This window comes from Rubrobacter calidifluminis, assembly GCF_028617075.1.
GTDB classification, from domain to species: Bacteria; Actinomycetota; Rubrobacteria; order Rubrobacterales; family Rubrobacteraceae; genus Rubrobacter_E; species Rubrobacter_E calidifluminis.
The window spans coordinates 1-6,504 of record NZ_JAQKGV010000038.1 but is presented as its reverse complement, the minus strand read 5'-3'; the positions used below and the strand labels follow the sequence as shown (position 1 = coordinate 6,504).

6 protein-coding genes are annotated in these 6,504 nt (G+C 68.9%); all 6 read right to left on the bottom strand.

The window, feature by feature from the left end; translation table 11 throughout:
• The coding region (locus PJB24_RS15665) for an SRPBCC family protein (protein WP_273847565.1) at positions 1-529 on the bottom strand (529 nt) is incomplete at its 3' end.
• A 12-nt stretch (positions 530-541) separates the two neighbouring features.
• Positions 542-1,024 carry a (2Fe-2S)-binding protein gene (locus PJB24_RS15660; protein WP_273847561.1) on the bottom strand — a complete coding sequence of 161 codons (483 nt, stop codon included), beginning with the start codon at positions 1,022-1,024 and terminating at the stop codon, positions 542-544.
• Complete coding sequence (locus tag PJB24_RS15655; protein ID WP_273847559.1) at positions 1,024-1,899, bottom strand: FAD binding domain-containing protein; 876 nt, start codon at positions 1,897-1,899, stop codon at positions 1,024-1,026. Before PJB24_RS15655 ends, PJB24_RS15660 begins: the two co-directional genes overlap by 1 nt.
• 2 nt (positions 1,900-1,901) lie before the next feature.
• Entirely contained in the window at positions 1,902-2,705 is an 804-nt protein-coding gene (locus tag PJB24_RS15650; RefSeq protein ID WP_273847557.1) for an enoyl-CoA hydratase/isomerase family protein, read from the bottom strand.
• Positions 2,702-4,276 carry a class I adenylate-forming enzyme family protein gene (locus tag PJB24_RS15645; RefSeq protein ID WP_273847554.1) on the bottom strand — a complete coding sequence of 525 codons (1,575 nt, stop codon included), beginning with the start codon at positions 4,274-4,276 and terminating at the stop codon, positions 2,702-2,704. Before PJB24_RS15645 ends, PJB24_RS15650 begins: the two co-directional genes overlap by 4 nt.
• The coding region (locus PJB24_RS15640) for a xanthine dehydrogenase family protein molybdopterin-binding subunit (protein WP_273847553.1) at positions 4,273-6,504 on the bottom strand (2,232 nt) is incomplete at its 5' end. The genes PJB24_RS15645 and PJB24_RS15640, both read right to left, overlap by 4 nt.

The following is a 6,504-nucleotide window of genomic DNA, read 5'->3' as shown; positions in this document are numbered from 1 at the left end:
CTCCCACCCCGGCAAGATCCAGGCCCTCCTCCCCCGGAGATGAACCGGAATCCCCTCGCTCCGACGCGGGAGCGGCCGGCTCCCGGGCTCCCTCACCCAGGATCTCCCGCTCCAGACAGGAGGCGAAGCGGGACATGATCTCCGAGGCCACATCCTGCATGATCCCGCGCCCGAACTGCGCCACACGGCCGGAGACATCCAGGTCGGTCTTTACCCGGACCCTGGTTGTATCCCCCTCTCCGCGCATCGTCGCGGTTATCGTCGCGGAGGCGGTCCCCTGCCCCCTGGTCTCTCTGCCGCTCGCCCGGAGTCGGGCCCGGCGGTTCTCTTCGTCGGCCTCCTCGAGACGAACCGTCCCGCGGTAGCGGACCGAGATCGAACCGAGCCTCACCGCCATCGTCCCGAGGTACTCGCCGTCGGCGGACTCCTCTATCGAGGCCCCGGGCAGGCAGGGCGCGATGCGCTCCAGATCGAGCATCGTCTCCCACACCCTCCCGAGCGGGGCCTTCACGGCAAACTCGTTCTCCATCTTCACGGTCGCCTACCCCCTGTCCCAGGTCCTGTCCGCCGCGCGCACCGCCTCTACAATCCCCTCGTAGCCGGTACAGCGGCAGAGGTTTCCCGAGAGCGCCTCCCGGATCTCCTCTTCGCCCGGGTTCTGCTTCTCCGCCAGAAGCTCCAGGGCGCTCATCAGGAACCCCGGCGTGCAGAAACCGCACTGCAACCCGTGGTGCTCGTGGAAGGCCTGCTGCAGCGGGTGCAGCGGCCCCTCCGGCGAGGAGAGCCCCTCCACGGTGAGAACCTCCTGCCCGTCGGCCTGAACCGCGTACAGGATGCAAGAGCGGACGCTCGCATCCCCGAGCATCACCGTGCACGCCCCGCACACCCCGTGCTCGCACCCGACGTGGGTGCCCTTGAGCCCCAGGTCGTAGCGCAAAAAGTCCGCGAGGGTCTTTCTCACCTCGACCTCCCGCTCGTAGCGGATGCCGTTCACCGTAAGCCTGATGGTCCTCCTCCGCTCCATCATCCCTCCTCCCGCGCGCGCCGAACCGCTTCTCCGAGCGCCCTCTTCGTGAGGACGCGGACCAGGTGCCTCCGGTAGGCCGCGGAGGCGTGTACGTCCGAGCCAGGCTCACAATCCCGCGCGGCCCGCTCGGCGGCCTCCCCGAAGAGCTCCCGGGTCGGGCTCTCCCCGGAGAGCATCTCCTCCGCATCCCCCGCCTCGAACGGTGTGGGGGCCACGCCGGTGTAGACCAGTCGCACCCGCTCGCACCTCCCGTCCCGCGCGAGCGTCACGACCGCCGCCACCCCGACGAGCGCGAAGTCACCGTGGCGGCGGGCGACCTCCTTCCAGGAGGTGCCGGTGCGCGGCGGGAGAGGTGGGAATCTCGCCTCCACCAGAAGCTCGTCGGGGGCGAGGTCCGTGGTCATGTAGTTCACGAAGAAGTCTCCGGCCTCAACCTCACGCCCGCCTCGCGCGCTGCGGATGCGCAGCCGGGCACCGAGGGCGACGGCGACGGCCGGGAGCTCGGCGGCAGGATCGGCGTGGGCGAGGCTGCCGCAGATCGTGCCCCGGTTGCGGATGGCGACGTGCCCGATGTACGGTGCGGCCTGATGGAGCAACGGCCATCTTCGGGGGATGGAGATGGAGCGTTCTATCGACCGCTGGCGGGCGAGCGCTCCGACCGCGAGCACGTCGTCGCCGCTGCGCAGGTAGGAGAGCCCCTCCACCCGGTTTATGTCCACGAGCACCCCGGGGGTGGCCAGGCGCATGTTCAGAAGCGGCCCCAGGCTCTGCCCCCCGGCGAGGACCTTGGCCTCCTCGCCGTGCTCACCGAGGAGCTCCAGCACCTCCTCGACGTTCTCCGGGGCTGCGTACTCGAACGGTGCGGGCTTCATTGCTAACGCCCCCTGAACTCGGGCTTACGCTTCTCGACGAAGGCCTCGACCCCCTCGGCGAAATCCTCCGTCGAGCGGAGCATCCCGTAGGCGTAACCCTCCATCTGCAGCGCGGCCTCGAGCGGAGCGTCATACCCCAAGTTCAGCACCCGCTTGGCGTGCTCGAGGGCGAGGCGGGGCCGCGAGAGCAGCTCGTCCGCGAGCTCCTCCACCGCCTCGTCGAGCCTCTCCGGTTCGACCACCGAGGTCACGAGGCCCCACTCCAGGGCCTCGCGGGCGGGCACCCTGCGGCCCCGCAGGATCATGTCCTTCGCCCGCGTCATCCCGACGAGGCGCGAGACCCTCTGGGTGCCGCCGCTGCCCGGGATCATCCCGAGCCCGACCTCCGGTAACCCGAAGACGGCGCGCTCGGTGGCGACGCGGAAGTCGCAGGCGAGCGAGAGCTCGAGCCCCACCCCGAAGCAGTAGCCGTCGATGGCGGCTATGACCATCCCCGGGAACCGCTCGGGGGCGGCGACGTTCTCGTGCAGCAGCGAGAGCCTGCCCGGGTGCTCCTTCAGGAAGCCCGCGATATCCCCTCCCGCGGTGAACGCCCGCTCACCCTCGCCGCGGACGACGACCACCCGCGCCCGGCCGTCCCTCTCCAGCGCGCGGAAGAGGTCCGAGATCTGATCCCGCATCCCCATCGTGACGCGGTTCATCTTTTTCGGGTCGTCGAGCACCAGACGCGCCACGCCGCGCTCCTCCTCGAAGGAGAAACGCATGTTCTCGAGTTCGAGCCCGAAATCTTCAGCCTTGAGCGTCAAACCCTGCTCCCCTCGTCTCTGTCCGTCGTTTTCAGCTCCTCGTACTCCCCGGCCAGAAGCCGCCTCCTGAGGAGCTTTCCGACCGGGCTCTTCGGCAGCTCCTTCACGAGCACGATCCTCTTCGGCCGCTTGAAGCGGGCCAGCGAGGGGCTCTTCCTGCAGTGCTCGTCTATCTCCTGCGGGGTGAGGTCTTCTCCCGCGGGGACGATGAAGGCGGTCACCGCCTGGCCCCACCGTTCGTCCGGAAGCCCGACCACGGCGACCTCCTCGACGCCCGGGTGGCGCGAGATGACCTCCTCGACCTCGACCGGGTAGACGTTCTCTCCGCCGGTGATGATCATGTCGTCGACCCGGCCCGTCACCCACAGGTCTCCGTCCTCGTCGATGTACCCGGTGTCCCCGGTGAAGTGCCAGCCCTCCCGGATGGTCCTGGCCGTGGCCTCGGGTCGGTTGTAGTATCCGGAGTAGGCGTCGTCACAGAGCCTCACGATTATCTCCCCCGTCTCCCCCTGCGGGACCACCTCGTCCGGACGCACGTTCGGCTCGGGGTCTGCGCGCACCACCCTTATCTCGGTGTGGAAGGCGGCCCTCCCGGCGCACCCGGGTTTCTTCCGGGGCTCGGGGTAGACGGCGAAGATGTACACCTCGGTCGAGCCGTAGTGGTTCACGAAGACCTCGGGGTCGAAGCTCTCGAGGCACCTCTCGACCAGCGGACCGAGCATCGGGGCTCCGGCGTAGGAAAGTTTCTTCACGCTCGTGGTGTCGTGCTCGTCGAACCCGGGGCTGCCCACGAGGTCGTGGAAGAGGGTCGGGATGAGGTAGAGGGCGCTTATGCGCTCGCGCTCTATGATCTCGAGCGCCTCCCCGGCATCCCAATCGGGCATGGCGACGAAGAGGCCGTTCAGCGAGATCATGCTGGTGAGCGAGTGCATCCCCATCGTGTGGTAGAGCGGCATGCACCCGAGGGTCCTCTCCCAGAGGCTATACCCGTGGTGGATGACCTGCCCCACGGTCGCCGCGTACTCGGCCCTCTGGCTGCGCAGCACCCCCTTGGGACGCCCCGTCGTCCCGGAGGTGTAGAGCATGAGCGCGATGTCTTCCTCCTCGATGTTCTCCTCCGGCCTCTCGCCGGAGGCCGCCCCGATCACCTCGTCGAAGGAGAGCGCGTCTTCGGGTGGGTCTTCCCCCACGTAGAGCAGCACGGGCTCGAAGCCGAGCCCCTCCCGCGCCCGGAGCACGACCTCCCGGGTCGCCTCCTCGAAGAGGACGACGCGCGGGGAGGCGTCGCCCAGGCAGTAGCGGACCTCTTCCTCCGCCCACCGGAAGTTCAGCGGGGTGTTTATCGCCCCGAGCTTCTGGCAGGCCATGTGCACCGCGCAGTTCTCCTCCCGGTTCTTGAGCAGCTGCACCACCCTATCGCCCTTGCGGACCCCGAGCCCGCGCAGGGCGCACGCGACGGAATCGACCCGCTCGTTCCACTCCGCGTAGGTGTACCGCCGCTCTCCGTCCACCACGGCCAGACTCTCCGGGTAGCGGGAGGCGGCCCGTTCGAGCATGTCTCTCAGGATCATGCGTCCTCCTTCCGCCCGTAGAGGAGTTCGAACACCCTCTCCGGGGTCACCGGAAGCCCGGTTATCTCGACCTCCTCGGGCTGCAGGGCGTCGGAGATGGCATTCGCCACCGCGACGGGGACGCTCATCGTCGAGCCCTCCCCGAGCCCCTTGGCTCCGAGCAGCGAGTAGGGCGAGGGGGTCTCGATGTGGTCGATGTTGAGCCCCGGCACCTCGGCCGCGGTGGGGCAGAGGTAGTCCATGAAGCTGGCGTTTTTCAGCTGTCCCTCCTCGTCGTAGAGGAACTCCTCGTAGAGCGCCCCCCCCAGCCCGTGGGCGGCGCCGCCGTAGATCTGCCCCTCCGCGAGCATTGGGTTGAGGAGCCTCCCGGCGTCGTGGACGGTGAAGTAGTCGAGAACCCTCACCTCGCAGGTCTCCCGATCCACCTCCACCACGGCGACGTCGGCGAGGAACCCGTAGGTGGCCGAGGAATCGACCCGGTCGTCCTCGCCCGGAGGGCTCGTCACGGAGAGCGAGAAGAAGGCCGTCTCGTGGAGCCCCGGGTCCACGTCCTCGGGCAGCGCGGAGGAGTTCCAGTGGGCCGCCCCGGCGGCCCGACGCAACGAGACCTTCCGCTCCGGATCGCCGCGCACCACGAAGGCGCCCTCCTCGAACTCGAGCTCCTCCGGCGCTGCGTCGAGCAGGTGGGCGGCTATCCGGGCGAGCTTCTCGCGCAGCCTGCGGGCCGCGAGCGCGATCGCGCTCGCCGAGAGCGGCGCGAAGCGGCTCGAGTAGGAGCCGGTGGTTATGGTCCAGGGCATCGTCGAGGTGTTCATCTCGGCCACGACCCGCACCCGCTCGGGCGCGACGCCGAGCTCGTCGCAGACGATCTGGGTCGCCACCGTCTCGTGGCCCTGGCCCTGCGGGGTGGTGGTTATGCTGACCGTGACCCCGCCGCTCGGATCGACGCTCACGGTCGCGGCCTCGGTGCACCCGGAGAGGTCGTTGGAGGAAGCCCTCTCCTCGCGCGTCTTGGCCAGGGTGACGTAACCCATGTTCGTCCCGGAGGGGTCGACGATCGTGGCGAGCCCCACCCCGATGCGCCGCCCTTGCTCCCTGGCTTTCTTCTGCTCTTCACGCAACCGCTCGTAGCCGCTCATCTCCAGCGCCCGCTCGAGCACGGCCTGGTAGTTTCCGGAGTCGTAGACGCCGCCGAAGGGCGTGCGGTAGGGGAACTCATCGGAGGCGATGAGGTTGCGGCGCCGGATCTCGGCCGGATCGAGCCCGAGCCGGCGCGCCGCGAGGTCCATCGTCCTCTCGAGCGCGAAGTAGAGCTGCGGGCCACCGAAGCCGCGGTTGAGCCCCGTCGGGGTCTTGTTGGTCATGACCGAGATGGTCTCGGCCCGCACGTCCTCGACCCGGTACGGTCCGGTGAAGTTGCCGAAGCAGCGGTACATCGTCGCCGGCTCCGGCGAGCGGATGTATCCTCCCACATCGTCGACGAAGCGGTAGTCTAGCCCGAGGAGCCTCCCGTCCTCGCGGAAGGCCGCCCTGACCCGCGAGACCCGACCCGTCCCCGAGCTGCTCCCCAGCAGGTGTTCGATCCTGTCCTCGATCCACTTCACCGGCCGACCGAGAGCGCGGCTCGCGATCCCCATGAGCGCCATGTACGGGTAGACGGCCGACTTTATCCCGAAGCTCCCCCCGATGTCCTGCGGCACCACGAACCTCACCCGGTTCTCCGGGATACCCAAAGCCGCCGAGACGACCCGGTGCATGATGAACGGCCCGTGGAAGTTCGCCCAGATCGTCATCGCATCCTCCGCCGGGTCGTAGTCGGCTATGACCCCGTAGGTCTCTATGGGCGTCGAGCTGTAGCGCGGGAAGCGGAAACTCTCCTCCACCACGAGATCCGCCTCTGAAAACGCCCGCTCCGGATCCCCGAACTCGAAGCTGCGGCGGTTGCCCACGTTCGAGCCGACCCGCTCGTGCAGCAGCGGCGCCCCTTCCTCCATCGCCTCCTCCACGTCCACGACCGCGGGCAGCTCCTCGTACTCGACCTCGACGAGCTCCGCCGCATCCTCGGCCAGGTAGCGGTCCTCCGCCACCACCACCGCCACCGGCTCCCCCACGTAACGCACCTTGTCCACCGCCGCCGGGTAGTACTCGACCGGCACGTCCACCGCCAGCGGGAAAGGACGCGAGAGCCTCCTCACGTCCTCCCCCGTGATCACGCCCACCACCCCCGG